Source organism: Bacillus sp. PPSBB_11 (genome assembly GCF_038023285.1).
Taxonomy (GTDB): Bacteria; Bacillota; Bacilli; order Bacillales; family Bacillaceae; genus Bacillus; species Bacillus altitudinis.
Map to the genome: position 1 here is coordinate 588,846 of NZ_CP150633.1, position 1,637 is coordinate 590,482.

A 1,637-nucleotide genomic window follows, 5' to 3' on the forward strand; every position below is an offset into this window, starting at 1 on the left:
GCATACTTGTAAATGAGAACGGTTCTGTTTCGTTCATAATTAACTTTTGATCCTCCAATTAGAAACGAGAATGGCTAGAGCATTGCTGGCCATCCTCATGTTCGCATCCTATTTTGTCATATCCCTCAAAGGGAACGTCTTACTCTCAATAATGGCGACAATTTGTTTTAACGCTTGGTTCGCTTCGGGAATAGGGAAGACAGGAAAGACGTGATTCATTTTTGGGTATTCGATATAGTTGATGGGAACACCCTGCTTGTCTGCCATCTCTTTGAATTTCCGGGCATCTGGGAGAAAGAATTCATGAGTGCCAATAAAAACAGAAATTCGTCCTAACGATTTGATTTCTCCATAGATTGGACTGATCAAATGATGTGTTTCATCTGTTTCACCTGCATAGGCTTTGCCCGATTCGATTAGTAAATCTAGGTTGAGCATTGGCTCTTTTGGAACCATTTTAGCGATATCAGGATTACTTAATGTCACATCAAGCCATGGTGATAATAGAATCAAGTTTCCAGGCTGCGGAAGACCTTTTTTTGCTAAGTATTGAGCAAAGGCGAGCGATAAACCGCCGCCAGCAGAATCACCCATGATGACGATTTTTTCTGGTGTTCCTTTTTCTAAAAGAGCTTGGTAAACTGGGAGAACACTCTCGATTGCATCCATATACTGATGATTCGGTGCTTTAGGATAAACTGGCACATACACCGTACTATTTAATTGCTTCGTCAATCGATCCAAGAAACGCCAATGCCATACAAGCGGCTGCTCAATATAGCCTCCTCCATGTAAAAATAGCACCTGATGATCATCTGGCTGCACATCTGATCTCAACATGTACGTATCGACTGAAAACATGCTGCTTTTGGTGATGCGATATTTCTTTTTCAACTTCTCAGGCAGCACATAAGGTAATTGATTCGCCATTCTTCGTTCCTCTAAATACCCCTCAACATTTAGTTTCTTCTTTGTAAGTACAAGTAACCATTCAACAAACAAACTTTGAATACTTCGCATACGATCGACCCCTATAGATAGAATGATGACAATCAATGTCTAGGAAAAGAATGGTTTCTCTTTTTCTAAAGCATAACATAAGAACTTGTGAATCCGTTAACTGCTTTGGACAGAATACTTTTTCTATACATCTATTCATTTATGAACACCTGTCTATTTATATTATATTTTCTAGATCCATCATCATCAATTGTCAATCTTTCAATCAATGTTCATTAATCAACACATATTCAAAAAAGACGAACTGAATAAGTTCGTCTCTTTTTGTTGACAAAGGGCTAAAATGAACTTTATTTTAGCCCTTTGTCTTCTTTTCAGCGTGATAGAAAACCTTTACAGTCTAGGAAGGACGAGTACTGGCACGGAGCGAATTGACATTCGTGAGTACCAGCGCGCAGGACTGACACCGAATGCGAGGTTTTGTCTACACGCTGAGACGAACTGAATAAGTTCGTCTTTTACCAAATGTATACGTTCATGAGGAGGTCTGTAAACTGAGGATTTTTTGAATCGTGTGCATCACGCCGCTCTCTTCGTTTGAGAGTGTAATAAAATGCGCAGCATCCTTTACTTCCTGGGTGGCATTCCTTACGGCGAAGCTATACTGGGCAGCTGCC

2 protein-coding genes are annotated in these 1,637 nt (G+C 40.1%); both read right to left on the reverse strand.

The genetic code is table 11. From position 1 onward, the window contains the following. Positions 1-108 precede the first annotated feature (108 nt). Positions 109-1,020 (reverse strand): alpha/beta hydrolase, encoded by a 912-nt coding sequence (locus tag V7L95_RS02995; protein ID WP_311754303.1) that lies wholly within the window; start codon positions 1,018-1,020, stop codon positions 109-111. 475 nt (positions 1,021-1,495) lie between these two features. Next, positions 1,496-1,637: HAD hydrolase family protein (locus V7L95_RS03000; RefSeq protein WP_340968975.1), on the reverse strand; the 142-nt coding region annotated here is incomplete at its 5' end.